Origin of the sequence: Streptosporangium brasiliense (assembly GCF_030811595.1) — a bacterium.
Classification (GTDB): Bacteria; Actinomycetota; Actinomycetes; order Streptosporangiales; family Streptosporangiaceae; genus Streptosporangium; species Streptosporangium brasiliense.
In genome coordinates this window covers 1699443-1722794 of the sequence record NZ_JAUSRB010000002.1, presented here as the reverse complement: position 1 = coordinate 1722794, position 23352 = coordinate 1699443, and the positions used below count along the sequence as shown (strand labels likewise).

At 71.4% G+C, this 23352-nt stretch carries 28 protein-coding genes; 15 read left to right on the top strand and 13 right to left on the bottom strand.

What is annotated here, in order from left to right; all coding sequences use genetic code 11:
* Positions 1 to 25 precede the first annotated feature (25 nt).
* Positions 26 to 784: a deoxyribonuclease IV gene (locus tag J2S55_RS16565; RefSeq protein ID WP_306861542.1), complete on the bottom strand. Its 759-nt coding sequence runs from the start codon at positions 782 to 784 to the stop codon at positions 26 to 28.
* Positions 785 to 887: 103 nt separating this feature from the next.
* Between J2S55_RS16565 and J2S55_RS16560 the strand changes: the two genes are divergently transcribed.
* Complete coding sequence (locus J2S55_RS16560) at positions 888 to 1070, top strand: hypothetical protein (protein WP_031158341.1); 183 nt, start codon at positions 888 to 890, stop codon at positions 1068 to 1070.
* Between the two features lie 43 nt (positions 1071 to 1113).
* On the opposite strand, the gene J2S55_RS16555 is transcribed toward J2S55_RS16560, so the two are convergent.
* A complete protein-coding gene (locus J2S55_RS16555) occupies positions 1114 to 1425 on the bottom strand; it encodes a hypothetical protein (protein ID WP_306861539.1) in 312 nt (103 codons plus the stop codon).
* Between the two features lie 221 nt (positions 1426 to 1646).
* Here J2S55_RS16555 and rpsF point away from each other — a divergent pair, with 221 nt between their 5' ends.
* The 8 genes from rpsF (at position 1647) to J2S55_RS16515 (ending at position 6438) form a co-directional block, all read left to right on the top strand.
* Positions 1647 to 1937, top strand: a complete 291-nt coding sequence (gene rpsF, locus J2S55_RS16550) for a 30S ribosomal protein S6 (RefSeq protein WP_196439166.1) — start codon at positions 1647 to 1649, stop codon at positions 1935 to 1937.
* Between the two features lie 77 nt (positions 1938 to 2014).
* Positions 2015 to 2593, top strand: coding sequence for a single-stranded DNA-binding protein (locus J2S55_RS16545; protein ID WP_306861536.1), 579 nt, complete (start codon positions 2015 to 2017; stop codon positions 2591 to 2593).
* Positions 2594 to 2715: 122 nt separating this feature from the next.
* Positions 2716 to 2952 carry a 30S ribosomal protein S18 gene (gene rpsR / locus J2S55_RS16540; RefSeq protein ID WP_012895699.1) on the top strand — a complete coding sequence of 79 codons (237 nt, stop codon included), beginning with the start codon at positions 2716 to 2718 and terminating at the stop codon, positions 2950 to 2952.
* 14 nt (positions 2953 to 2966) lie between these two features.
* The gene (gene rplI, locus J2S55_RS16535; protein WP_306861523.1) at positions 2967 to 3413 is read left to right on the top strand and encodes a 50S ribosomal protein L9; all 447 of its coding nucleotides are present in this window, start codon (positions 2967 to 2969) and stop codon (positions 3411 to 3413) included.
* A gap of 189 nt (positions 3414 to 3602) precedes the next feature.
* Complete coding sequence (locus J2S55_RS16530) at positions 3603 to 4463, top strand: ABC transporter substrate-binding protein (RefSeq protein ID WP_306861521.1); 861 nt, start codon at positions 3603 to 3605, stop codon at positions 4461 to 4463.
* Entirely contained in the window at positions 4460 to 4729 is a 270-nt protein-coding gene (locus J2S55_RS16525; protein WP_306861519.1) for a hypothetical protein, read from the top strand. Before J2S55_RS16530 ends, J2S55_RS16525 begins: the two co-directional genes overlap by 4 nt.
* A gap of 4 nt (positions 4730 to 4733) precedes the next feature.
* Complete coding sequence (locus tag J2S55_RS16520) at positions 4734 to 5618, top strand: amino acid ABC transporter permease (protein ID WP_306861517.1); 885 nt, start codon at positions 4734 to 4736, stop codon at positions 5616 to 5618.
* 76 nt (positions 5619 to 5694) lie between these two features.
* Positions 5695 to 6438: an amino acid ABC transporter ATP-binding protein gene (locus tag J2S55_RS16515; protein WP_306861516.1), complete on the top strand. Its 744-nt coding sequence runs from the start codon at positions 5695 to 5697 to the stop codon at positions 6436 to 6438.
* Positions 6439 to 6507: 69 nt separating this feature from the next.
* Here the strand turns inward: J2S55_RS16515 and J2S55_RS16510 are convergent, their stop codons facing one another.
* Complete coding sequence (locus tag J2S55_RS16510) at positions 6508 to 8013, bottom strand: APC family permease (protein WP_306861514.1); 1506 nt, start codon at positions 8011 to 8013, stop codon at positions 6508 to 6510.
* A 138-nt stretch (positions 8014 to 8151) separates the two neighbouring features.
* The gene (locus tag J2S55_RS16505; protein WP_306861512.1) at positions 8152 to 9462 is read right to left on the bottom strand and encodes an MATE family efflux transporter; all 1311 of its coding nucleotides are present in this window, start codon (positions 9460 to 9462) and stop codon (positions 8152 to 8154) included.
* Positions 9463 to 9801: 339 nt separating this feature from the next.
* Between J2S55_RS16505 and dnaB the strand changes: the two genes are divergently transcribed.
* Positions 9802 to 11157: a replicative DNA helicase gene (gene dnaB, locus J2S55_RS16500; RefSeq protein ID WP_306861510.1), complete on the top strand. Its 1356-nt coding sequence runs from the start codon at positions 9802 to 9804 to the stop codon at positions 11155 to 11157.
* Between the two features lie 106 nt (positions 11158 to 11263).
* On the opposite strand, the gene J2S55_RS16495 is transcribed toward dnaB, so the two are convergent.
* Positions 11264 to 11764 carry an anthrone oxygenase family protein gene (locus J2S55_RS16495; RefSeq protein WP_306861508.1) on the bottom strand — a complete coding sequence of 167 codons (501 nt, stop codon included), beginning with the start codon at positions 11762 to 11764 and terminating at the stop codon, positions 11264 to 11266.
* Between the two features lie 89 nt (positions 11765 to 11853).
* A complete protein-coding gene (locus J2S55_RS16490; RefSeq protein WP_306861506.1) occupies positions 11854 to 12690 on the bottom strand; it encodes a Rossmann-fold NAD(P)-binding domain-containing protein in 837 nt (278 codons plus the stop codon).
* 82 nt (positions 12691 to 12772) lie between these two features.
* Here J2S55_RS16490 and J2S55_RS16485 point away from each other — a divergent pair, with 82 nt between their 5' ends.
* The gene (locus tag J2S55_RS16485) at positions 12773 to 13726 is read left to right on the top strand and encodes an AraC family transcriptional regulator (protein WP_306861505.1); all 954 of its coding nucleotides are present in this window, start codon (positions 12773 to 12775) and stop codon (positions 13724 to 13726) included.
* 147 nt (positions 13727 to 13873) lie between these two features.
* Here J2S55_RS16485 and J2S55_RS16480 read toward each other — a convergent pair whose 3' ends face one another.
* Positions 13874 to 14617: a phosphodiesterase gene (locus J2S55_RS16480; protein WP_306861503.1), complete on the bottom strand. Its 744-nt coding sequence runs from the start codon at positions 14615 to 14617 to the stop codon at positions 13874 to 13876.
* 82 nt (positions 14618 to 14699) lie between these two features.
* Positions 14700 to 15632, bottom strand: a complete 933-nt coding sequence (locus J2S55_RS16475; protein WP_306861501.1) for an NADP-dependent oxidoreductase — start codon at positions 15630 to 15632, stop codon at positions 14700 to 14702.
* 116 nt (positions 15633 to 15748) lie between these two features.
* On the opposite strand from J2S55_RS16475, the gene J2S55_RS16470 reads away from it, so the two are divergent.
* On the top strand, positions 15749 to 16147 hold the full coding sequence (locus tag J2S55_RS16470) for a winged helix-turn-helix transcriptional regulator (RefSeq protein ID WP_306861499.1): 399 nt from the start codon (positions 15749 to 15751) through the stop codon (positions 16145 to 16147).
* Between the two features lie 126 nt (positions 16148 to 16273).
* Here J2S55_RS16470 and J2S55_RS16465 read toward each other — a convergent pair whose 3' ends face one another.
* Positions 16274 to 16750 (bottom strand): Lrp/AsnC family transcriptional regulator, encoded by a 477-nt coding sequence (locus tag J2S55_RS16465; protein ID WP_306861497.1) that lies wholly within the window; start codon positions 16748 to 16750, stop codon positions 16274 to 16276.
* Between the two features lie 105 nt (positions 16751 to 16855).
* Here J2S55_RS16465 and J2S55_RS16460 point away from each other — a divergent pair, with 105 nt between their 5' ends.
* A complete protein-coding gene (locus J2S55_RS16460; RefSeq protein ID WP_306861495.1) occupies positions 16856 to 17755 on the top strand; it encodes an SMP-30/gluconolactonase/LRE family protein in 900 nt (299 codons plus the stop codon).
* A gap of 154 nt (positions 17756 to 17909) precedes the next feature.
* Here the strand turns inward: J2S55_RS16460 and J2S55_RS16455 are convergent, their stop codons facing one another.
* From J2S55_RS16455 to J2S55_RS16440, 4 genes are all read right to left on the bottom strand, one after another.
* Positions 17910 to 18662 (bottom strand): SDR family NAD(P)-dependent oxidoreductase, encoded by a 753-nt coding sequence (locus tag J2S55_RS16455; RefSeq protein WP_306861493.1) that lies wholly within the window; start codon positions 18660 to 18662, stop codon positions 17910 to 17912.
* A 27-nt stretch (positions 18663 to 18689) separates the two neighbouring features.
* On the bottom strand, positions 18690 to 19271 hold the full coding sequence (locus J2S55_RS16450) for a TetR/AcrR family transcriptional regulator (RefSeq protein WP_306861491.1): 582 nt from the start codon (positions 19269 to 19271) through the stop codon (positions 18690 to 18692).
* A gap of 85 nt (positions 19272 to 19356) precedes the next feature.
* A complete protein-coding gene (locus tag J2S55_RS16445) occupies positions 19357 to 20091 on the bottom strand; it encodes an ABC transporter permease (RefSeq protein WP_306861489.1) in 735 nt (244 codons plus the stop codon).
* Entirely contained in the window at positions 20088 to 20987 is a 900-nt protein-coding gene (locus tag J2S55_RS16440; protein ID WP_306861486.1) for an ABC transporter ATP-binding protein, read from the bottom strand. The genes J2S55_RS16445 and J2S55_RS16440 overlap by 4 nt, the downstream gene beginning before the upstream one ends.
* A gap of 133 nt (positions 20988 to 21120) precedes the next feature.
* Here J2S55_RS16440 and J2S55_RS16435 point away from each other — a divergent pair, with 133 nt between their 5' ends.
* Together J2S55_RS16435 and J2S55_RS16430 are read left to right on the top strand one after the other, a co-directional pair.
* Positions 21121 to 22644, top strand: coding sequence for a sensor histidine kinase (locus J2S55_RS16435; RefSeq protein WP_306861483.1), 1524 nt, complete (start codon positions 21121 to 21123; stop codon positions 22642 to 22644).
* Entirely contained in the window at positions 22641 to 23306 is a 666-nt protein-coding gene (locus tag J2S55_RS16430) for a response regulator transcription factor (protein ID WP_306861481.1), read from the top strand. Before J2S55_RS16435 ends, J2S55_RS16430 begins: the two co-directional genes overlap by 4 nt.
* Positions 23307 to 23352 lie beyond the last annotated feature (46 nt).

The following is a 23352-nucleotide window of genomic DNA, read 5'->3' as shown; positions in this document are numbered from 1 at the left end:
AGAAAAGTTATCCACAGGCTGTGGATCAAATGCGCTTCCTGAGGAGGGCGATGTCCTCGGCCTGGCCGGCGGCCGGCGTCTCCACCACGATCGGCGCGCCCGCGCTCCGGCACACCGCGAGGATGGCCTCGGTGTCGATCTGACCCGCGCCGAGGTTGGCGTGCCGGTCGGCGCCGGAGCCCGCGGCGTCGCGCGAGTCGTTGCAGTGGATCAGGTCGATCCGGCCGGTGATCGCCATGATCCGCTCGACCACGTCGGTCAGGTCCTCGCCGCCCGCGTGGGCGTGGCAGGTGTCCAGGCAGAAGCCCACGTCGAAGCCGTCGAGGGCCTCCCACAGCCGGGCGATCCGCTCCAGTCTGCGGGCCATCGCGTTGTCGCCGCCCGCCGTGTTCTCGATGAGCACCGGGACCTCGTGCTCCGCCAGGCGCTCGAAGACCTTGCGCCAGTTGTCGAAGCCCTTCTGCGGGTCGTCGCCGGCGTTGACGTGGCCGCCGTGGACGATCAGGCCCTTGGCGCCGACCTCGGCCGCCGCGGCGAGGTGGGCGCTCAGCAGCTTGCGGCTGGGGATGCGGATCCGGTTGTTGAGGGTCGCCACGTTGATTACGTAGGGGGCGTGGACGTAGACGTCCACGTCGGAATCCTTGATCTCCCGGGCCTTGTCGCCGACGACCGGGCCCTTCCAGCTCTGTGGATCACCGAGGAAGAACTGCACGACCTCGGCGTCGCGTGCCCTGGCGTGGGCGAGTGGGTCGTCCTGGTCGACATGGGCTCCGATACGCGGCATGTGTTCGAGCGTAACCCGTTTCGAGGGGCTGTTCACGGGAAGTCGCACGGCGCGCCCCGATGCCCGCTCCCCCCCTCGCGCGGGCCGAACGCAAGGAGTCGAAGTGGCTTACTACCGAAGAGGGATCAGCCTGATCGGCCTGATCTACATCCTGGTCGGCCTCTACGTGGCCTGGGTCTACGACTACATCACCCCCAAGCTCCTGAAGGACGTCGCCGAGGCGTTGCTGGCGGTCTTCCTCTGGTTCCTCGTCCTGCTCGGCGTCGACCTGCGGCTGGGCGGCTAGCCGTACGGGCCGGACGGGCGTGGCCGCCGGGCGGGCGGGGACCCTACGGGTAGAAACCACCGTGGTAGATGCCGAGGGCCACGCCCACGAACGAGGCCACGATGCCGACGATGTTCAGTGCACGCTCGGCCGTCGTGGCCGAGACGTACTGCGAGTAGAGACCTCCGAAGAACCCCACCGTCCCCAGCCACGCCCCGACCGCGTGGGCGCTGGGGACGAAGGCGCTCAGGAAGGCGATCAGCCCGCAGGCGAGCGTCACGACGCTCAGGACGTTCTCGACGGGGTGCCGTCGCCCGTCGCTGTTCAGTCTGAACCGGGACGGTCGGCCCCCGGTGGAACGGAACACGTGAGGCATGGCTCACCACCCCCTCTCCCCATGGTAGGGAGGTGCCCGGCGCGGCGGCCGTCCAACCCTTGACAGACTGGTAGGCTGGCACGGCTACGTTGCATGGGGCGTGTCATCGCCCGCCCTCCACCACGGCCGCCGAAATGGGCGTCCGGGGTGAAGACGTCAGCGTCCTCCTGTCACGGCACGGTGTCGTGACCGCAAGAGTCCAGAGGAGGTTGGAAGCCAGCATGCGTCGTTACGAGATGATGGTCATTCTCGACCCTTCGCTCGATGAGCGTACGGTGGCCCCTTCCCTCGACCAGTTCCTCACGGTCGTCCGCAATGACGGCGGCACCGTGGAGAAGGTCGACGTGTGGGGCCGTCGGCGGCTGTCCTACGACATCGCGAAGAAGCCCGAGGGCATCTACGCCGTCATCGACCTGACCGCTGAGCCCGCCACGGTCAAGGAGCTCGACCGGCAGATGAACCTCAACGAGGGCATCCTGCGCACCAAGGTCCTGCGTCCGGACGTGCACTAATCCCCGGCATTTTGTCGGGCGGCAGCCGTACTCTGAGCCGATAACCAGCTAAGGCCGCAGGAAGGGCAGCGCTAGCCATGGCAGCAGGCGACACCACGATCACCATCGTCGGCAATCTCGTCGACGACCCGGAGCTGCGGTTCACCCCGACGGGGCAGGCTGTGGCCCGGTTCCGCATCGCATCCACTCCCCGGTTCCTCGACAAGACGACCAACGAGTGGAAGGACGGCGAAGGCCTGTTCCTGACCTGCAACGTGTGGCGGCAGGCGGCGGAGAACGTCGCCGAGAGCCTCCAGCGCGGCATGCGGGTCATCGTTCAGGGACGGCTGCGCCAGCGGTCTTACGAGACCAAGGAAGGCGAGAAGCGCACGGTCTACGAGGTCGAGGTCGACGAGGTCGGCCCCTCCCTGCGTAACGCGACCGCCAAGGTCAACAAGACCGCCCGTCAGGGCGGTGGCGGTGGCGGCGGCTTCGGCGGCGGTCCCGCCAACGACCCGTGGGCCTCCGCGGCGCCCGCCGCCCCCCAGGGGGGCGGCTACGGCGGCGGTGGTAACAACTACGGCGGCGGTGGCGGCGGCGGCGGCTTCGGCGGCGGCCAGCAGCAGGGCGGCGGCAACTTCGGCGGCGGCGACTTCAGCGACGAACCGCCCTTCTAAGCCGAGCCCTCCAGGTCGGGCGGCCGTCCTGTCCGGACGGCCGGAGACCGCATCCTGAAACCCAGTCCATATCCGCAGCGACCATTCCCGCCGCACGGCGGGGCTCTGAAAGGAGCACCACGATGGCCAAGCCGGCACTGCGCAAGCCTAAGAAGAAGGTTTGCCTGTTCTGCCATGACAAGATCTCCTACGTCGACTACAAGGACACGGCGCTGCTCCGGAAGTTCATCTCCGACCGCGGCAAGATCCGTGCCCGCCGGGTGACGGGCAACTGCACCCAGCACCAGCGTGACGTGGCGACCGCTATCAAGAACGCTCGTGAGATGGCGCTCCTGCCGTACATGAGCACCGCGCGCTAAGGAGGTCCGGACAGATGAAGCTCATTCTCACCAGTGAGGTCTCCGGCCTCGGCGCCCCCGGCGACATCGTCGAGGTCAAGAGCGGCTACGGCCGTAACTACCTGCTCCCCCGCGGCTTCGCGATCCTGTGGACGCGCGGCGGCGAGAAGCAGATCGCCTCGATCAAGAAGGCCCGCGACGCCCGCGAGATCCGCGACCTGGGCACCGCCCAGGAGGTCGCCGGCCAGCTCAAGGCCCTGAAGGTGGTCCTGAAGACGAAGGCCGGCGAGTCCGGCCGGCTCTTCGGCTCCATCACCACGGGCGACGTCGCCGAGGCGGTCAAGGCCGCCGGCGGCCCGCTGCTTGACCGCCGCCGTATCGAGATCGCTCCCGCGATCAAGAGCCTCGGCTCCCACCGGGTCAGCGTCAAGCTGCACCCGGAGGTCTCCGCGTCCCTCGACATCGAGGTCGTCGCGGCCTGACCGGCCATGCGTGAGGAGGGCCCTTCCCGCTCGCGGGGAGGGCCCTTTCCGTGCAGGTAGGGGCCCTTTCCGTATGGGAGGGTCTCCGTATGGAGAGATGACGGGCATCCGGATAGCGAGACTGCGTCACTCGGGGTCACCATGCGTCCGTAGAATTCGTGAGTCGTTGCTTGATTTTGGAGGTTTGTCATGGTTCGTCCTTCGATGCTGCTTGCGCTCGGCGCCCTCGCGGTGGCCGCCGTGGCATGTGCGCCGGCTTCGGAAACGACGGCCAAGGCGAGTCCGTCCGCCCCGGCCACCTGCGCCAAGGACCAACTCACGCTGAAGACCCCGGGCAAGCTGACCATCGGCACCGACAAGCCCGCCTACGAGCCCTGGTTCAAGGACGACGACCCGGCCAACGGCAAGGGCTTCGAGAGCGCGGTGGCCCACGCCGTCGCCAAGCAGCTCGGCTTCGACACCGGCGAGGTGACCTGGGCCACGGTGAAGTTCGACTCCGCCTTCGCCCCCGGCGCCAAGCAGTTCGACTTCGACCTCAACCAGGTCTCGGTGACCCCTGACCGGGCCAAGGTCGTCGACTTCAGCAAGGGCTACTACACGGTCAAGCAGGCCGTGGTCGCGCTGGACGGCTCCAAGGTGGCCTCCGCGACGGACCTGGCCGCCCTCAAGGACGCCAAGATCGGCGTGCAGGTCGGCACCACCTCCCTGCAGGCGGTCAAGGACGTCATCAAGCCGGCGGCCGAGCCGAACGTCTACAACGAGCAGATCGACGCGGTGAACGCGCTGAAGAACAAGCAGGTCGACGCGGTGGTGGTAGACCTGCCCACGGCCTTCTACGTGACCGCCGCCCAGGTCGAGAACTCCAAGATCGTCGGCCAGTTCGGCGCCACCTCCGGCACGCCCGAGGTCTTCGGCGCGGTCTTCGAGAAGGGGAGCCCGCTGGTGGGCTGCGTGAACGAGGCGATCGACAAGCTGACCTCCTCCGGCGAGCTGGCCAAGATCGAGACCGAGTGGCTCGGCTCGGCCGCGGGCGCCCCGGAGCTGAAGTGAGCCGGACGAGCATCCCCGGTGCCGGTCTGAGGCCGGCGCCGGTCGCCCCGCCGGCCCGGGACGGTCTGCGCGGCCGCGACGGCCTGCGTGCCCTGGGGGGTCTGCCCGTCCGCGACGGCCTGCCTGTCCGTGACGGCCTGCGCGTCCTGGGCGGTCTGCCCGTCCGCGACGGCCTGCGCGGCTGGGACGGCCTGCGCGGCTGGGACGGCCTGCGTGCCCTGGGCGGTCTGCCCGTCCGGGGCGCCGCCCCCGCCGGAGAGCGGTGATCGCGTGACGGCTCCCACCGAGGAGAACGGTGATCCCGTGACGGTGACCCGGGCCGGCTGGGTGAAGAGCGGGCGGCAGGTGGAGCGGGAGCGGCTCCGCAGGAACAGGTCCATCCGGTCGAGCTCGATCGCGACCGCCTCGACCATCCTGCTGATCGTCCTGCTCGTCTGGGGGTTCACCAACTCGCCTGGCTGGCCCCGGGTCCAGGAGACGTTCTTCGACCCCGAGCAGTTCGCCAAGGCGCTGCCGGACGTGCTGAGCGGGTTCCTGCTCAACGTCAAGATCTTCCTTATCGCCGAGCCGCTGATCCTGATCCTGGGCCTGCTGGTCGCGCTGGCCCGCAACCTCACGGCGCCGGTGTTCTTCCCGCTGCGCGCGCTCGCGGTGGCCTACACCGACATCTTCCGCGGTGTGCCCACGATCCTGGTCATCTACCTCGTCGGCTTCGGCCTGCCCGCGCTCGGCCTGCAGGGCGTGCCGACGGATCTGGCGACGCTGGGCGTCATCGCGCTCACGCTGTCCTACGGGGCGTACGTGGCCGAGGTGTTCCGGGCGGGCATCGACTCGGTGCACCCGAGCCAGTGGGCGGCCGCCCGGTCCCTCGGCCTCAACCACGGCAAGACCATGCGTTACGTGGTGGTGCCGCAGGCCGCGCGCCGGGTCGTGCCGCCGCTGCTCAACGACTTCGTCTCGCTGCAGAAGGACACCGCGCTGGTGGCCACCATCGGCCCGCTGGAGGCCCTGCGCCAGGCGCAGATCCACGCCGCCAGCACCTTCAACTACACGCCCTACCTGGTCGCGGCGCTGCTGTTCATCCTGCTCACCATCCCCATGGCCCGCTTCACCGACTATCTGGCGGCCCGGTCGCAGCGGCGGCGGGGCCAGTGAACGCGCGCGGCGGGCGGCCCGGCGGGCCCGGCAGTCCCGACCCACGGCCCGGCGGCCCGCCGGGTGAGGAGAACCCATGAGCCTGCTGACCATCGAGGGCGTCTGGAAGAACTACCACGGCCACAGCGTGCTGCGCGGGATCGACCTGTCGGTCGAGGCGCACGAGGTGGTCTGCCTCATCGGCGCCTCCGGCTCGGGGAAGTCCACGCTGCTGCGCTGCGTGAACCTGCTGGAGACCGTCGACGACGGCACGATCCACCTGGACGGCGACGAGATCACCGACGTCCGGGCCGACGCCGACGACGTGCGCAGGCGCATGGGCATCGTGTTCCAGGCGTTCAACCTCTTCCCGCACATGACGGTGCTGGACAACATCACGCTGGCCCCGCGCAAGGTGCACGGGGTCGGCCGGGAGCAGGCCGAGGAGCAGGCGCGTGAGCTGCTGGCCCGGTTCGGCCTGGCGGACAAGGCGGGCGCCTACCCCGACCGGCTCTCCGGCGGCCAGCAGCAGCGCGCCGCCATCATCCGGGCCCTGGCCACCCGGCCCCGCCTGATGCTGCTGGACGAGGTCACCTCGGCGCTGGACCCGGCGCTGGTCAAGGAGGTGCTGGAGATCATCCGGGAGCTCAAGGAGGGCGGGATGACCATGATCCTGACCACTCACGAGATGGGCTTCTGCCGGGAGATCGCCGACACCGTCTGCTTCCTGGACGGCGGCGTGCTCCTGGAGCGCGGCACCCCCGAGCAGATCTTCACCGAGCCCCGGCAGCCCCGGACCCGGGAGTTCCTGCAGAGCGTGCTCGACGCCCGGCGGATGTAGGGCTTCCCCACGGCGGACCTCGGCGGCGCGCCCGGCCGGAGGCTCGGCCGCGGGGTTCGGCGGCGGGGCTCAGCGGCGGTGCCGGCCGCGGATCTCGGGGCCGAGCGGGTCCGCCGGGGGCCGTACACCGGCGAGCACGCTGTTGCGCCTGCCGTACACCAGGTAGACCAGCACGCCGAAGGCCATCCAGGCGGCGAAGTACAGCCAGGTGATGACCTGCAGGTTCACCAGCAGCCACAGGCAGGCGGCGATCGAGGCGATCGGCACGCCGGGGGAGAGCGGGACGCGGAAGCCGCGCGGCAGGTCGGGCATCGTCCGCCGCATCCTGATCACTCCGGCGGACACGGCGATGAACACGAACAGGGTGCCGATCACGACCAGTGGTTCGAGTGTCAGCACCGGCACGAGCTCGGCCAGCAGGATCGCCAGACCGCCGATGAGCAGGGTGACCCTGGTCGGGCTGTGGTAGCTCCGGTTGATCCTGGCCAGCGGGCGGGGGATAAGCCCGTCGCGGGCCATGGAGAACATCACGCGGGTCAGGCCGACGATCAGCACCAGGACGACCGTGGTGAGGCCGAGGACCGCACCGATGTTGATGATGTGCACCATGAAGCCCTCGCCCGCCTGGCGGAAGGCGTTGGCGAGCGGGGCCTTCGGGCTGATCTTGTCGTAGGAGGTCATGCCGACCATCACCACCGCGACCGCGATGTAGATCACCGTGGTGATCACCAGGCTGCGGATGATGCCCCTCGGGATCGACCGGGGGGCGTCCTCGGCCTCCTCGGCCGCGGTGGCCACGATGTCGAACCCGATGTAGGCGAAGGCGATGACCGCCGAGGCGGCGAAGATGCCGAACCAGCCGAACGCGCTCGTCTGGCCGAAGAGGATGCCCAGCAGCGGCGAGTGCAGGGTGTCGGCGGCCGTCTCGACGGGGGCCGCCGGGACCGGGATGGTCGAGAGGTTGTGCTGGTCGAAGTGCTTGGCGCCGACCACGATGACCGCGCCGACGGCCAGCAGCTTGGCGACCACGATGATCCACAGGGTGCGCAGGCCGACCCGGGCGCCCAGCGCCACCACGGCCGTCAGCGCCACCAGGATGAACAGTGCGAACAGGTCGAAGCCCTCGGCCTGGCCGGTGATCTTGGTCAGCGGGCCGGGCAGGCGCACGCCGAGGTCGGCGAGCATCTGGGCGGCGTAGAGGGACCAGGCCCGGGCCACCACCGCGGTGGCCAGCAGCAGCTCCATCACCAGCGCCCAGCCGACGATCCAGGCCCACACCTCGCCGAAGATGACGTAGGTGAAGGTGTAGGCGCTGCCGGAGGTCGGCATGGCCGACGCCAGCTCCGCGAAGCAGAAGGCCACGAGCAGACTGGTGATTCCGGCGATCATGAAGGAGAGGATCACTCCGGGGCCCGCCATGGTGGCCGCCTGGCGGCCGGCGACGCTGAAGATGCCCGCGCCGATCATGACGCCGACACCCAGTACGATGAGGTCCGCACGGCCGTAGGCTTTGGGCAGACCGTGGCGCGCACCTGTCCACCGGTCCGTGGCCTCGCTCGGCGGTAGGCGACGCACGATCGATGAAGCTGCACCTTCGGGCACGACGCGACCCAATCATGGGGGGGTGAAGACCCTTTTGTCGGACGTGTTCACAGTGCCGCAGGGGAATGCCTCGTACAAGGGGTAGCCGGTCACGTGGTGGACACCGCCAGATCACGCACCGATCACCAGCCACGCTCTGCCGTAGGCGCGCAATCCCAGAGTGACCAGCCGGGCCGTCATCCACACCCCCAGCGCCAGCCACAGCGCGATCAGGCCGCCGCCGACGGTGACCACCAGCAGCGCGGCGGGCAGGTAGGCGAGCGTCGTCCACAGGCTCGCCCAGGCGAGATAGCGCTGGTCACCGGCGCCGATCAGCACCCCGTCCAGGACGAACACCACCCCGGCGGCCGGCTGCAGGGCCGCCGCCACCCAGAGCAGGCCGAGCAGCTCCCCGGCCACCGCCGGGTCGGCGCCGAACAGGGCGGGGACGAACGGCCTGGCCACGACCAGGGCGAGCCCGAGCACCACGCCTGAGCCGATCCCCCACATGACCATCCTCCGGGTCGCCGCCCGGGTCCCGGCCACGTCGCCGGCGCCCAGGGTGCGGCCGGTGATGGCCTGCCCGGCGATGGCGATGGCGTCCAGGGCGAAGGCCAGCAGGGTCCAGATCCTGAAGGCGACCGTGTGGGCCTCGATCTGGGTCTCGCCCATGCGGGTGGCCACGGCCGCCGAGACGGTCAGCACCATCTGCATGCACGCCGTACGGACGACCAGGGCGACCCCGGCCGAGCCCGCCGCCCTGATGCCCGCCAGATCGGGCCGGAGCGGCGCCTTGTGCCGCCCGAACACCAGGGCGAGATAGACCGCGGCGCCGAGCGACTGGGCCAGCACCGTGCCCCAGGCCGAGCCCGCGACGCCCCAGCCCAGGCCCAGGACGAACACGATGTTGAGCACCGCGTTGAGCGTGAAGGAGCCGACGGACACCAGCAGCGGGGTGGCGGTGTCCTGCAAACCGCGCAGCACGCCGGTCCCGGCCAGTACGAGCAGCATGGCCGGGACGCCCAGCAGGCTGATCCTCAGATAGGTCACCGCCTGCCGGGCCAGCTCGCCCTCGGCGCCGATCAGCTGGACCAGCCAGGGCGCGAGCGGCCACACCACCACGATGATCGCCAGCCCGACCCCGGCCGCCAGCCAGAGGCCGTCCACCCCCTGCCGCATCGCCTGCCGGTGGTTGCCCGCGCCGATCTGCCGGGCCACCGCCGCCGTCGTGCCGTAGGCCAGGAACACGCACAGTCCCACCAGGACGCTCAGCACGGTGCTCGCCACCCCCAGCGCGCCGAGCGCGGGAGCGGGCAGGCGGCCGACGACGACGGTGTCGGTCAGCAGGAACAGCGGCTCGGCGACCAGCGCTCCGAAGGCCGGTACGGCCAGCCGGAGGATCTGCCTGTCGTGGTCGCGGCCGGCTCTGGGGGTAAGAGGCACGGATCCATTGTGCCTCTTACTCACAGGGGCGCCCCCAAAAGGATCAGCGGGACAGTCCGTACCGTGTGAGGAGAGTCTCGGCGTGTCGCCCCAACTTTCTTTCCTCCACAGGCAGTGGATGACGTTTCCCCAGTACAGAAGGCCTTCCGGCGCTGTGGAAAAGAGTTATCCACAGAACTGTCCCCAGGGTGCCCACATCTCTGGGGAAGAAGTGCACACCTTATCCACACCCCTGTCGACAGGTTGCGTTGCCACTTGGTCCGAGGAGCGGCGAGACTGTCAGACTGGTCGGCTAAAAATTGGGGATGGCGTAACTGTGTTCGAAAGAGGGGGTGTGCGGTGAGCATCGCGGAGCCACCGGTCTTCGAGCCGGGATTCGAGCGCACCCCGCCGAACAACATCGAGGCCGAGCAGTCCGTGCTCGGCGGCATGCTGCTTTCCAAAGACGCCATCGCCGACGTGGTCGAGATCCTGCGGTCCGACGACTTCTACCGCCCGGCCCACCAGATCATCTACGACATCATCACCGACCTCTACGGCCGCGGTGACCCCGCCGACGCCGTCACCATCTTCGACGAGCTGCAGAAGCGCGGCGAGGTCGCCCGGGTCGGCGGCGGCGCCTACCTCCACACGCTGACCGCCGTCGTCCCCACCGCGGCCAACGCCGGCTACTACGCGCGGATCGTCCGCGAGCAGGCCATCCTGCGGAGGCTGATCGAGGCCGGCACCCGCATCGTCTCCTACGGGTACGGCGGGCAGGACGAGGAGGTCGACGACCTCGTCGACCGCGCCCAGGCCGAGATCTACAAGGTCACCGAGCGCCGCACCTCCGAGGACTACGTCCCGCTGGCCGACATCATGCCCGGCGCCCTCGACGAACTGGAGGCGATCGGCGGCCGGGGCGGTCAGATGGTCGGCGTCCCCACCGGCTTCCAGGATCTCGACGCCCTCACCAACGGCCTCCACCCCGGCCAGATGATCGTCGTGGCCGCGCGCCCGGCCATCGGCAAGTCGACCCTGGGACTGGATTTCGCCCGTTCTGCAGCTATCAAGCACGGTATGACCACCGTCGTGTTCTCGCTGGAGATGTCGCGCAACGAGATCACGATGCGCCTGTTGTCCGCCGAGGCACGGGTGGCGCTGCACAACATGCGCTCGGGCACGATGACCGACGACGACTGGGCCAAGCTGGCCCGGCGGATGGGTGAGGTGGCCGAGGCGCCGCTGTTCATCGACGACTCGCCCAACATGTCGATGATGGAGATCCGGGCCAAGTGCCGCCGTCTCAAGCAGCGCAACGAGCTGCGCTTCGTCATCATCGACTACCTGCAGCTGATGTCCTCGCCGAAGAAGACCGAGAGCCGCCAGAACGAGGTCTCGGAGATCTCCCGGGCCATCAAGCTCCTCGCCAAGGAGCTGGAGGTCCCGGTCATCGCCATCTCCCAGCTCAACCGTGGCCCCGAGCAGCGGACCGACAAGCGCCCCATGGTCAGCGACCTCCGCGAGTCGGGCAGCATCGAGCAGGACGCGGACATGGTCATCCTTCTCCACCGGGAAGACGCCTACGAGCGCGAATCGCCCCGGGCGGGCGAGGCGGACCTGATCGTGGCCAAGCACCGTAACGGCCCCACCGCCACGGTCACCGTGGCCTTCCAGGGCCACTACAGCCGTTTCGTCGACATGGCCCCCCACTAGCGACACACCCGGACCGCCGGAGGACCGGACCCCGGGTGTTCCGGCGGGTCCGGTCCTCGACGTGGGCGGCGCGCCGGGGTGCCCGGGGCGCCCCGGCCCGGCCGGGTCAGGCGGTGCCCCCGTGCACGATCAGGGCCCAGACGAGACAGCCGAAGGCGGCCGTGGACGCCACCGCGCGGACGGTGTTCCAGCGGACCCACTTGGCCTCGAACGCCTGGCGGACCGCCGCGGGGTCGGCGATCGCGGCGGGGTCGCCGGCCGCGGCGAGCTGGTCGTTGAGCGGTACGTTGACGGCGAAGGTGACGACGAGCACCACCCCGTACAGCACGAGGCCGGCCACGATCCAGGGGAGCACGGGCCGGCCGCCCCCGCTGAGGTGCAACGCCCCCGCCGCGATGGTCAGGATCAGCGCGCCGGCGAACGCGAGGGCGAACCAGCCGTTGAGGATCTTCACGTTGATCCACTGCATCGCGCTGATGAAGCTCCGGTCGTCCGTGCGGTTCAGGCCGAGCATGACCGCGCAGGCGAACGAGTAGAACAGGCCGGCGGTGAGCCCCATGGTCAGTGTGGACGCGGCCAGTGTGGCGGTTCTCAACAACTCGAACATCCCATCCTCCGTCAATGAAGATCAAATTTCTGGCGTGGAGCCCGGGCCCGCTCCCGCCGGGCCCGGCTCCGCACCCATGGTCCCGGCCCTCAGCCGTTCCAGACGCCGGTGGCCGCGGCGTCTCGCGCGTAGTCGGCGAAATCCCGGGGCTCCCGGCCCAGGGCGCGCCGGACGCCGTCGCTCAGATGGGCGTTGCGGCCGTCCAGGACCTTGGTGAACAGCCCGGTCAGCAGCGTCGCCTCCCCGGCCGGCATGCCGTACTCCACGAGCGCGGCCACGTACTGCTCCGGGGAGACCGGCAAGTACCGTACCTCCCGGCCGGCGGCTTCCGCGATCTCCTGGGCGGCGTCGGTGAAGGTGAGCAGCCGGGGGCCGGTCAGCTCGTAGATCTGGCCCGCGTGCCCGTCCTGCGTCAGCGCCGCGACCGCGACGTCCGCGATGTCGTCGGCGTCGACGAACGGCTCCGCCATGTCCCCAGCCGGCAGCGCGACCACGCCGCTGAGCACCGGCTCCAGCAGGTAGTGCTCGCTGAAGTTCTGGCAGAACCAGCTCGCCCGCAGGATCGTCCACTCGGTGCCGGCCTCCTGCATCGCCCGCTCGCAGACCTGGGCCTCCTCCTCGCCCCGGCCGGACAGCAGGACGAGCCGCCGGACGCCGCTGTCGGCCGCCAGCCCGGCGAACGAGCCGATCGCGGCGGCGGCGCCGGGGAAGGCCAGGTCCGGGTAGTACGTCACGTACACCGACTCCACGTCCCGCAGCGCGGGCGCCCAGGTGGCCTGGTCGTCCCAGTCGAAGGGGGGCCTGCCGGAGCGGGAGCCGACCCGGACCGGCAGGTCGCGGGCGGTGAGCCGGTCCACCACCCGGCGTCCGGTCTTGCCCGTGCCGCCGAGGACCAGTGTCGTTGCCTGTCGCGTGTTTTCCGTCATGCCATTAGTGAAGCGCCTGAAGGGTTGGACGGAACATGGTTGAGAGACGCAACTCCATGTTTGTGCGTCTAAAATCAGGCGCATGGATGTACTCGCGGGTCTTCTGGACGGGCCGAGAGCCCGGGGCGCGTTCCTGCTGCGGTCGATCCTGTCCCCGCCCTGGTCCATGCGGATCCAGGACCGGGCGCCGCTCACCCTGGTGGCCATGATGCGGGGCCGGGCGTGGGTGGTCCCCGACAGCGGCGAGCCCGTGCGGCTGGGCCCCGGGGATGTCGCGATCATGCGCGGCCCGGATCCCTACACGGTCGCCGACGACCCGGCGACCCCGCCCCAGGTGGTGATCCATCCCGGGCAGCACTGCACGACCCTGCGGGGCGAGCCCCTGGAGCAGGCGATGGACCTGGGCGTGCGGACCTGGGGCAACAGCCCGGACGGCTCGACGATGATGCTCACCGGCACCTACCAGATGCACGGGGAGGTCAGCCGGCGGCTGCTCGCGGCGCTGCCCGCCCTGCTGGTCCTGCCCGACGACGCCTGGGACTGCCCGCTCATCCCGCTGCTCGGCGACGAGATCGTCAAGGACGACCCGGGCCAGGGGGCCGTTCTCGACCGGCTGCTCGACCTGCTGCTCATCGCCGTCCTGCGGGCCTGGTTCGCCCGCCCGGAGGCGGAGGCCCCGGCCTGGTACCGGGCCCACAGCGACCCCGTGGTGGGACGGGCCCTGCGGATGCTCCACAACAATCCGGCCCATCCCTGGACCGTGGCCGCGCTGGCCGCCGGGACCGGCGTCTCGCGCGCCTCGCTGGCGCGCCGCTTCACCGACCTGGTCGGCGAGCCGCCCATGGCCTTCCTCACCGGCTGGCGGCTGGCCATGGCCGCCGACCTGCTGCGCGAGAGCGACGTGACCATCGGCGCGGTGGCCCGGCAGGTCGGCTACGGCAGTTCCTTCGCGCTCAGCGCCGCCTTCAAGCGCGTGTTCGGCGTCAGCCCGCAGGAGCACCGCGGCCTGAAGGCCCATGACGAGGCCGTGGCCTGAAGGTCCGCGGGGCCGCCCTCGGCGGGCACCCCGTTCCCGCCGGGAGGCGTGGCGGCGGAGCGGGCGCCGGAGGGTCCCGCGGCGTCGGCCCGCGCGGCGGGTCGGGCGCCCTCCCACCCGGTGGGAGGGCGCCTGTGCCGTACGGGTTCAGACGACCGGGCGCACGTGGGTGGTGAGGCGGCCGCCCTCGAAGAGATGGACGGCGAACTGGGGCGGCAGGCCGTAGTCGACGGGGACCGGCGCGGTGGTCTCCTGGGGGAGCAGCGCGGTGGAGATGACTCCGGGGGCGACGATCAGCGGCAGCCCGGCGAAGGTCGTGCTCGCCGCCGTGTGGGCGTGACCGGCGATCACGGCCACCACCTGGGGATGCCGCCGCAGGACCTGCTCCAGCCGCTCCGGGGCGCGCAGTCCGATGCCGTCGACGTAGGGGATGCCCAGCGCCACCGCCGGGTGGTGCATCCCCACGATGACCGGGGTCGCGGGCGACTCGGCGAGGACGGTCTCCAGCCAGGCGATCGTCTCGTCCTCCAGGAAGCCCTCCGGCCGTCCGGGGATGCTGGAGTCGCACAGGGCCACGGTCAGGCCGTCGAGCCGCAGGACCTGGTTGACCGGGCCGTCGCCGTCGCCGTCCTTGCTGAGCAGGACCTTGCGGAAGGCCGCGCGGGCGTCGTGGTTGCCCGGGCACACCACCGTCGGGTAGCGCGAGGCGAGCAGCTCGCGCGCGATCTCATACTCCTCGACCGCGCCGTGGTCGGCGATGTCCCCGCTCACGATGACGGCGTCCAGCGGCCCGGGGAGGCCCTCCAGGTGCCGCATGACGGCCCGGGTCCGCTCGACGCTGTCCGGGGAGCCGCCGATGTGGATGTCGCTTATGTGCGCCAGTGTCAGCATGCCCCAACGGTGCCACACGCCGCTCCGTCCCGGCGCTCGCGGTACGGCCCGCGCACTGCCGGCCGTACCGGTGGGAGGGACGTCAGGGGAGCAGGACCAGGCGGCCGCGGAGGCCGCCCGCGGCGAGGCGGTCGTGGGCGGCCGCGGCCTGGTCGAGTGGGAAGGTGCCGGCCACCCTGAGGGTCAGCCGGCCGTCGTCGGCGAGCCTGGCGAGCTCGGCCAGCCGGGCCCCGTCGGCGCGGATCCAGACGTTGGCCACCCGGGTGCCGCGCAGCGCGACGGGCGCGCCGCCGAGCACGGCCACGTAGCAGCCGCCGCCGCGCACCGCGGTGAGCGCGGCCGTGCCGACCGAGGCGGCGTCGATCGCGCCGTCCGTCCCGCCCGGCACCAGCTCCCGTACGGCGGAGCCCAGCTCGGCGTCGCGGGGCACGAAGAACTCGGCGCCGAAGCCCCGGACGAGATCCTCGTCCCCGGCCCCCGCCACGGCGACCACCCGCAGCCCGCGCGCCACCGCCAGCTCGACGGCGTAGCCGCCGACCCCGCCGGCCGCCCCGGTCACCAGCAGGGTCTGGCCCGCGGCCAGGCCGGCGAGGTCCAGGGCCTGGTCGGCGGTGAGGCCGTTGAGCGGGAGCGTGGCCGCCTGGGCCGGGGTCGCGCGGACGGGGGCGGGGGCCACCGCGCCGGCGTCCAGCACGATCTGCTCGGCGTAGGCGCCCAGGGGGAGGTCGAGCCGGTCGGCCAGGCCGATCACCCGGTCGCCCACCGCGAACCCGGTGACCCCGGCGCCGGTCTCCTCGACCACCCCGGCCACGTCCCAGCCGAGCCCGTGGACCTCGCGCCGCTCGGCCAGCCCGCCCTCGACGAGCGCCCCGGTCCGGACCGCCACGTCGACCGGGTTGACGCCCGCCGCCTCCACCCGTATCCGCACCTGACCGGTGCCGGGACGGGGGACCGGCACCTCCTCGACCTCCAGGGTCCCGGACCCGCCGAACGTACGGACCACAACCGCGCGCATCCTCGCCTCCATCGCTTTCTCCCTCGCCGATCGGCTGACTGAGACGAACCTATGGAGTGTTACTCTCCATCGGGAAGTACGCACGTGAAGGTACGTACCGCACCGGAAGGAGCGCCATGGCCACCCAGACGGCCGCGCAGCGGCGAGAGGGCGCGCGGGCCGCCTACGACGCCTACCTGGCGGCCTGCCCGGCCAGGGAGCTGCTCGACACCATCAGCGACAAGTGGGTCAGCCTGGTCCTGAACGCGCTGTCGGACGGTCCGCTGCGCTACAGCGACCTGGGCCGGATCATCGCGGGCGTCAGCCAGAAGATGCTCACCCAGACCCTGCGCGGCATGGAGCGCGACGGCCTGGTCTCCCGCACGGTCACCCCCTCGGTGCCGGTCCGCGTCGACTACGCCCTCACCGAGCTCGGCCGTGACCTTCAGCCGCTCATGCGGGCCATCAAGGCGTGGGCCGAGAGCCACATCGAGCAGGTCCACAGCGCCCGCGAGGCCTACGACACCCGCGCCTGACCGCGCGGGGCCGCGCGGGGCCGCGGCCGATCGGGCGGATCGGCGACGGATCGGACCCCGCACTCCGCACCCGGCGCCCGCCGGACGCCGGGAGCACGGCCTGACCGGGCGGGGCCGCGGTGGGATCTAGGAGGGCCGCTCCTGGCCGCGCGGGCTGTCACCCCGGGGATCGAGGGGGCGTTCGAAGAACGTCTCCAGCACGACCACGGTCTGGGTGCTCGTGACACCGGGGACGTCGTGCAGGCGCCTGAGCACGGCCTGCAGGTCCTCGGGGCTGGAGGTGCGCACCTTGACCAGCAGGGAGGCGGCCCCGGCGACGATGTGGGCCTCCTCGATCCAGGGCAGCGCGGCGAGCGCGGCGGCGGTCTCCTCGCCGCCCATCCACGCGTTGGCGTCGATCATCACGAAGGCCGCCACGCCCTTGCCGACCGCCGCCGGGTCGACGTCCACCGAGGTCCGCCTGATCACACCACGCAGGCGGAGCTTGCGCACACGCTCGTGGGTGGCCCCGCTGGACAGGCCCACGGCCTCGCCGAGCGCGGCGTACGACTGGGTGGCGTCGGCCTGGAGCAGGGCGAGGAGTTCACGGTCGATGTTGTCCACGGTGAGCATCGTACTACCGAACGTAAGTCGGTAGTGAAAGGTATTGACCGAATGCCATCCTGTGTTCTTAAGTATGCACAGAACGAAATCCTAAGGACGGGGACGATGGAGACGATCGAGGCGCGCTTCGAGACGCTGGACGACCGGTTCAAGGCATGCCGTGGCGACGACCGCATCGAGCGGCTCCACACGGGCTGCCGGTGGGCCGAAGGCCCGGTCTACTTCCCGGCGGGCCGTTACCTGCTCTGGAGCGACATCCCCAACGACCGGATGCTCCGCTGGGACGAGATGACCGGCGCGGTCGGCCCGTTCCGGCAGCCCGCCGGCTACACCAACGGCCACACCGTCGACCGCGAGGGCCGGCTGGTCTCCTGCGAGCAGGGCAACCGCCGGGTCACCAGGACCGAGCACGACGGCTCCATCACGGTGATCGCCGAGCGTTGGGAGGGCAGGCGCCTCAACAGCCCCAACGACGTGGTGGTGAAGTCGGACGGAACGATCTGGTTCACCGATCCGTCCTACGGCATCGACACCGACTACGAGGGCCACCGCGCGGAGAGCGAGATCGGAGCCTGCCACGTCTACCGCGTGGACCCGGCCACCGGGGAGGTCCGGATGGTGGCCGGCGACTTCGTCCGCCCCAACGGCCTGGCCTTCTCCACCGACGAGTCCACGCTCTACGTCGTCGACACCAGGGTCAACCACATCCGCTCGTTCGGTGTGAACGGGGACGGCACGCTCTCGGGCGGCGAGGTGCTGGCCAAGTGCGCCGTGGGCGTCTTCGACGGCATCCGCGTGGACACCGCCGGGCGGATCTGGGCCGCGGCCGGGGACGGCGTGCACTGCTTCGACCCCGACGGCACGCTGATCGGCAAGATCCACATTCCCGAGGCGGTGTCCAACCTCTGCTTCGGCGGCCTGAAGCGCAACCAACTGTTCATCACGGCCACGTCCTCGGTCTACACCATCCTGCTCACCGTGAACGGCGCCCCCCGGCCCTCGTAGGCCACCCGGCCGGGCGGGGCCGCCACCGCCATGGCCGGCCCGGCCGCACACTCCGGCCCCGGTCACGATGTGCCGCCGGGGCGGCGTCGCCCGGTCACCGGTCACGGCCCGCGGACCGGGCAGGGCCGCGGTGGGGCCGCGGTAGGCGTGCCGGTCAGGCCGTGGAGCCGCCGTCGACCACGATGTCGCTCCCGACGACGAAGCCCGCGTCCTCGGAGGCGAGCCAGAGGACGGTGCCGGTGATCTCGTCGAGGGAGCCGACCCGGCCGATCGGGAGCTGCTGCTTCACGCGGGCCGCCCGGTCGGCCTCCGTCTCGCCCGGGCGCATGGACATCGCGGTGTCGTGCGGGCCGGGGCTGACAGTGTTGATCCGGATGCCCCGGCCGATGTATTCCAGCGCCGCGGTGCGCGTCAGTGCCGTCACCCCCGCCTTGGAGGCGGCGTAGGCGCCGAACCCGGGGATGCGCTTGTGCGCCCCCATCTGTGAGCTGAAGTTGACGATGACCCCGCCGCCGCCGGCCAGCATCGCCGGGATCTCATGCTTCATCGACAGGAAGGTCCCGGTCAGGTTGATGTCGACCACCCGGGCGAAGTCCTCCCAGGCCTGGTCGGCCACCTCGCCCGTGGCGAGCACCCCGGCGTTGTTGATCGCGATGTCCAGCCTGCCGTACCGCTCCACGATCTGCTCCACCAGCCCGGCGACCGAGGCGGAGTCGGAGACGTCCACGGTCAGGGCGGCGGCCCGGCCGTCCTCGGCCTCGATCAGCTTCACGGTCTGGCCGAGCGCCTCGTGCCCCCGGGCGGCGACCACGACCTGGGCGCCCTCGCGGGCGAATCCCCGTGCGACGGCCCGGCCGATGCCCGCCCCGCCCCCGGTCACCAGAACCACCTTGTCCTGAAATTTCATGACTGCTCCAAAAAAATAATTGATCGATCAGTCCAGAACCCTGAGCGCCTGGGCGGCGGCGTCACGCAGGCGTGCGGGGTCCGGCATCCCCTTGGCCGTCAGCCGTAGCCCCTGCAGGAAGACCAGCAGGAACCGGGCCAGCGCCCGCGGGTCGCGGTCGGCGGCCAGCTCCCCCTGCGCCTGCGCCCGGATGAGCGCCGAGGCCAGCGCGGTCTCCAGCGCGGTCCAGTTGGCGTCGACGAACCTGGCGACCGCGTCGTCGCCGGGGAGCAGCTCCCCGGCCGCGTTCGCGATCATGCAGCCGCGCCGTCGCTGGTCACGGATGGAGTCTTCGGCGTAGAACTCCACCAGGCGGCGTACGGCCGGCAGTGCGGCCCCCGGCTGCGACAGCATCTCCACCGGCGAGGGTTCCCTGGTCTCCAGGTAACGTCGCAGGGCCTTCAGGTAGAGATCGTGCTTGCCGCCGAAGGTGGCGTACAGGCTCGCCCGGCCGATCCCCAGGTGCCCCACCAGGTCGGCCATCGAGGTCGCCTCGTAGCCGCGCTCCCAGAACAGCTCCAGCGCCGCCTGGAGGGCGGTGTCCGGATCGAACTCCTTCGTTCTCGCCATGGGGGGACCGTAGACCAAAATGGAACGATCGGTCAAGTAAGGTGTGCGTCGCCCACCTCGGCGCCGGGCGCCCCGGGCCGGGGGACTACTCCCACCGGAACAGCCGTGCGGCCAGCACGCCGGTGACGAGCACGGTCGCCGCCATCACCACCAGGTGCAGCGGCTGGGGCGCGTGGCCCGCCCACGTGTCGCGCAGCGCCTGGGCGAACGGCGCCATCGGCAGGAAGTCGCCGATCCGCCGCACCAGGTCCGGCAGGAGCTCCCGGGGGACCCACATGCCTGCCACGAACAGCAGGGGGAACATCAGCAGCGAGCCGATGCCGGGGGCGGTCTTGGCGTTGGGCGCCATGGCGGCGATCAGCAGGCCGAGCCCGAACATCGAGGCGGTGCCGAGCAGGAACACGCCCGCGAACGCCAGGGGGCTCCTGGGCGCGGCCACGCCGAGGACCAGGTTGCCCAGGACGATCATCAGGCCGGTCGCGACGGCCGCCACCACCAGGTTGTTCACCACCTGGGCGACCAGCAGCCGGACCGGGCTGACCGGGGTGGTCGACATCCGGCGCAGCACGCCGTTGTCCCGGTAGGTCACCAGGACGCTGGGCAGCGCGGTCAGCGCCATCGTCACCACGGACAGGATCACCATCATGCCGGGGAGCTGGGTGTCGATCACCCGCTGCCCGCCCAGCTCCGGGCTCGCCTCCTGGAAGCCGGGGATGCTGCCCAGCCCCAGCAGGAGCGCCAGCGGGAGCAGGACCGCCATGACCGGGCCGCCCGGCTCCCGCAGGAAGAGCTTCGCCTCGGTCAGGATCATCTTGTTCATTCGGAGATCTTCTTTCCGGTGAGGGCGAGGAAGGCGTCGTCGAGGGTGGCCTGCTCGACCCGCAGGTCGGCGGGGACGACGCCGGCCGAGGCCAGGGCGGTGGTGACCGCGACGAGCAGGTCGCCGGTGCCGGTGACCTCGATCCGGCCGCCCTCGCGGCTCACCTCGGTCACCTCGGGCAGGGCGTCGAGCACCGCGCCGTCGAAGGCCCCGATGGGCCGGAACCTGAGGCGCTGGTGGGCAGCGGCCCGGGAGACCAGGCCGGAGGGGCTGTCGACGGCGACCACCCGGCCGGCGTCGATCACCGCCAGCCGGTCGCAGAGCCGCTCGGCCTCCTCCATGAAGTGGGTGACCAGCACGATCGTCACCCCGTCGGCGCGGACCTGCTCGATGAGCTCCCAGGTGTCGCGGCGGGCCTGCGGGTCGAGACCCGTGGTCAGCTCGTCCAGGATCGCCACCCGAGGGGCACCGACCAGCGCGAGCGCGATGGACAGCCGCTGCTGCTGGCCGCCGGAGAGCTTGCCGTAGAAGGTGTCCCGCTTGTCGCCGAGCCCGACCCGCTCCAGCAGCGCGCCCCAGTCGGCCGGCGCCCGGTAGAAGGAGGCGTAGAGGTCGAGCGCCTCCCAGACCTTGATCTTCGCGGGCAGCGCGGAGCTCTGCAGCTGGACGCCGAGCCGCTCCTTGAGCTCCGCGCCGTCCAGGCCGCCGAGCACCCGCACGGTCCCGGAGTCGGGGGTGCGCAGGCCGGCGACGCACTCGACGGTCGTCGTCTTGCCGGCGCCGTTGGGGCCGAGAACGCCGAAGATCTCGCCCTCCTCGACAGTGAACGACACGTCGTCCACCGCGAGCTGGTCGCGGTATCGCTTACGGAGGTTGCTCACCTCGATGACCTTCATGCCGACGACGCTAGGAACTCCGCGAGCCGTACAGAATCCGTCTGGGCACCCGGCGGGGGTGTAGCCAGCTCCACCCCCGGACGGCGTCCAGCGCCACTGGGCACGACCGGCCCGATGGTCGAGACTTTCGGGCATGAGGCGACACGTGGTGACGATCGGCCGGGCTCTGGCTCTCGGGGCGTTGGCCCTGATGGACGTCGTCCTGTTCGGGCTGGCCCTGCTCACCGCCGCCCTGACCGCGCTGGGGCTGATCTTCGTCTTCACTCCCGTGGTCAGGCTGATCAGGCGCCGCACGATGCTCGCCAGGAGACTGGCCGGCCGATGGCTGGGCGCCGAGATAGCGCCGTCCTACCTCCCGCCCCCGCCCCCGCCCCGGCGCCAGCCCGACGGCTGGTACCGCTATGAGCGCCAGCTCTACAAGACGCCGCGCTGGCCCGAGTGGAACAACCGCTGGAAGTGGATGTTCACCGACCCGGCCACCTGGCGGGACGGGCTCTGGCTGTCGCTGAACCCGCTCGCCGGCGGGGTCCTGCTGCTGCCCCTGGCCGCGGTCGGGTACGGCCTGGCCATGCCGTGGTACTGGACCCCGGCGGCCGCCCCCCTGGGAGTGGCCGTCGCCGTGGCCGGGGTGGCCGCGACGCCCTGGCTGCTGCGCTGCTACACGTGGTGGACCCGGCTGCTGCTGTCGCCCACCGCCAAGTCCATGCTGGCGGGCCGGGTCCAGCGGCTCGACCAGGTCAGGCTGGAGGCGGCCGACTCCCAGGCGGCCGAGCTGCGGCGGATCGAGCGCGACCTGCACGACGGGGCCCAGGCCAGGCTCGTCGCCATGGGCATGACGCTCGGCGCGGTCGAGGAGCTGGTGGACAAGGACCCGGTCGCGGCCAAGGCGCTGCTGGCCAAGGTGCGCGATGCCTCGTCCGTGGCGCTCACCGAGCTGCGCGACCTGGTCCGTGGCATCCACCCGCCGGTCCTGGCCGAGCGCGGCCTCGGCGACGCCGTACGCGCCCTGGCGCTGGACAGCCCGCTGCAGGTCACGGTCACCGTCGCGATGAAGTCCCGGCCCGAGTCGCCCGTCGAGTCGGCGGCCTACTTCTCGATCAGCGAACTGCTCACCAACGCGGCCCGGCACGGAGGCGCGGACCGCGTGTGGATCGACATCAGCGACCGGGGCAGGGCGCTGCGCGTCACCGTCACCGACGACGGCTCGGGCGGCGCCGACCCCTCCCGGGGCAGCGGCCTGCGGGGCATCGAGCGGCGGCTGGCGGCCTTCGACGGGGTGCTCGCGCTCAGCAGCCCGGCCGGCGGCCCGACCACGGCCACCCTCGACCTGCCGAACGCGTCCGGCTGGGACGCCCCGCCGGACAAGCCCTCGCTGCCCCGGCGCAAGGCCGTCCTCGTCGCGCTCGGCTGGGGGCTGGGCTGGCTCCCCCTGTTCCCGCAGGGCCTGGTCGCGATGATCGTCAAGCTCGCCGGCGAGGAGAAGTTCAGCTGGTTCTACGCCCTCTACCTGCCCGGGCCGTGGCAGTGGCCGGCCATCGTCCTCAACATCCTGCTGGGCCTGGCCCTGTACGGCATGGCTCTGGCGATCCCCATCGCGCACTCGCGCAGGCAGTGGATGGCAGAGGTGATGACGGCCCGTCTATGGTTGGGCAAGTGAGCCCCCGAGTCGTCATCGCCGAGGACCTCTACCTGCTCAGAGACGGCCTGGTCCACCTGCTCCAGGCTCATGGTTTCGAGGTCGTCGCGGCGGTAGAGTCCGGGCCCGAGCTGCTGAGTGCGCTGACCGGCGAGCGGCCCGACGTCGCCGTGGTCGACGTACGGCTGCCGCCCACCTTCACCGACGAGGGACTCCAGGCCGCGCTTGCCGCTCGCCGGGCCGTCCCCGGCCTGCCGGTGCTGGTGCTCTCCCAGCACGTCGAGCAGCTCTACGCCCGCGAGCTGCTGGCCGACGGCTCCGGGGCGGTCGGCTACCTCCTGAAGGACCGGGTGTTCAACGCCGAGCAGTTCGTCGACGCGGTCCGCCGCGTCGCCGCCGGGGGCACCGCGATGGACCCCGAGGTGATCGCCAAGCTTCTGGTCAGCACCGCCCGGCACGGGCCGCTCGGCGCGCTGACCCCGCGCGAGCGCGAGGTGCTGGAGCTGATGGCCGAGGGCCGTTCCAACGCCGCCATCTCCCAGCGCCTGTTCCTCAGCGAGAGCGCGGTCGGCAAGCACACGGCCAGCATCTTCGGCAAGCTCGGCCTCGCCCCGTCCGACGACGACAACCGCCGGGTGCTGGCCGTCCTGACCTACCTCAACGCCGCCCGCTCCCAGCCGTAGCCGCTCCGCCCCGGGCCCCGGCCGCCGGGCGGCCCGGTGGACGGCC

Coding starts and splice junctions, on each gene's coding strand:
- J2S55_RS16565 (WP_306861542.1), bottom strand. CDS start 784: ATGCCGCGTATCGGAGCCCATGTCGACCAGGACGACCCACTCGCCCAC.
- J2S55_RS16555 (WP_306861539.1), bottom strand. CDS start 1,425: ATGCCTCACGTGTTCCGTTCCACCGGGGGCCGACCGTCCCGGTTCAGA.
- rpsF (WP_196439166.1), top strand. CDS start 1,647: ATGCGTCGTTACGAGATGATGGTCATTCTCGACCCTTCGCTCGATGAG.
- J2S55_RS16545 (WP_306861536.1), top strand. CDS start 2,015: ATGGCAGCAGGCGACACCACGATCACCATCGTCGGCAATCTCGTCGAC.
- rpsR (WP_012895699.1), top strand. CDS start 2,716: ATGGCCAAGCCGGCACTGCGCAAGCCTAAGAAGAAGGTTTGCCTGTTC.
- rplI (WP_306861523.1), top strand. CDS start 2,967: ATGAAGCTCATTCTCACCAGTGAGGTCTCCGGCCTCGGCGCCCCCGGC.
- J2S55_RS16530 (WP_306861521.1), top strand. CDS start 3,603: ATGGTTCGTCCTTCGATGCTGCTTGCGCTCGGCGCCCTCGCGGTGGCC.
- J2S55_RS16515 (WP_306861516.1), top strand. CDS start 5,695: ATGAGCCTGCTGACCATCGAGGGCGTCTGGAAGAACTACCACGGCCAC.
- J2S55_RS16495 (WP_306861508.1), bottom strand. CDS start 11,764: ATGTTCGAGTTGTTGAGAACCGCCACACTGGCCGCGTCCACACTGACC.
- J2S55_RS16490 (WP_306861506.1), bottom strand. CDS start 12,690: ATGACGGAAAACACGCGACAGGCAACGACACTGGTCCTCGGCGGCACG.
- J2S55_RS16485 (WP_306861505.1), top strand. CDS start 12,773: ATGGATGTACTCGCGGGTCTTCTGGACGGGCCGAGAGCCCGGGGCGCG.
- J2S55_RS16480 (WP_306861503.1), bottom strand. CDS start 14,617: ATGCTGACACTGGCGCACATAAGCGACATCCACATCGGCGGCTCCCCG.
- J2S55_RS16475 (WP_306861501.1), bottom strand. CDS start 15,632: ATGCGCGCGGTTGTGGTCCGTACGTTCGGCGGGTCCGGGACCCTGGAG.
- J2S55_RS16470 (WP_306861499.1), top strand. CDS start 15,749: ATGGCCACCCAGACGGCCGCGCAGCGGCGAGAGGGCGCGCGGGCCGCC.
- J2S55_RS16460 (WP_306861495.1), top strand. CDS start 16,856: ATGGAGACGATCGAGGCGCGCTTCGAGACGCTGGACGACCGGTTCAAG.
- J2S55_RS16455 (WP_306861493.1), bottom strand. CDS start 18,662: ATGAAATTTCAGGACAAGGTGGTTCTGGTGACCGGGGGCGGGGCGGGC.
- J2S55_RS16450 (WP_306861491.1), bottom strand. CDS start 19,271: ATGGCGAGAACGAAGGAGTTCGATCCGGACACCGCCCTCCAGGCGGCG.
- J2S55_RS16445 (WP_306861489.1), bottom strand. CDS start 20,091: ATGAACAAGATGATCCTGACCGAGGCGAAGCTCTTCCTGCGGGAGCCG.
- J2S55_RS16440 (WP_306861486.1), bottom strand. CDS start 20,987: ATGAAGGTCATCGAGGTGAGCAACCTCCGTAAGCGATACCGCGACCAG.
- J2S55_RS16435 (WP_306861483.1), top strand. CDS start 21,121: ATGAGGCGACACGTGGTGACGATCGGCCGGGCTCTGGCTCTCGGGGCG.